The 272-nt window shown below is 36.8% G+C and carries 1 protein-coding gene; it reads right to left on the bottom strand.

The genetic code is table 11. The features are described 5' to 3' along the window. Positions 1 to 272, bottom strand: a 272-nt coding sequence (locus CUZ56_RS15040; protein WP_204250948.1) for a 2-oxo acid dehydrogenase subunit E2, incomplete at both ends; no start/stop codon positions are given.

Here is a 272-nt window from a genome sequence, read left to right as displayed (position 1 = left end):
ACGCCAATATTGATGTATTTTTTAAGTGTTAATTTTTGTCCGTCTTCAGAGATCGAGCTATTGAAACGTGGGAACGCTTCTAATGCTTTTGCTACCGCTTTCATAATGAACACAACAGGTGTAATTTTCACATCCAATTTTTGTTTTTCAACAATTTTGTTCTGTTCTTTACGGAATGCTTCTAAATCGGTGATATCTGTGCGATCGAAGTGAGTAACATGTGGAATCATTACCCAGTTACGATGTAAGTTCGCTCCGGAGATTTTGTTGAT

The organism is Saezia sanguinis (assembly GCF_003991585.1).
Lineage (GTDB): Bacteria > Pseudomonadota > Gammaproteobacteria > Burkholderiales > Burkholderiaceae_C > Saezia > Saezia sanguinis.
The sequence above is the reverse complement of the archived record's forward strand: the minus strand, read 5'-3'. Positions and strand labels throughout refer to the sequence as shown.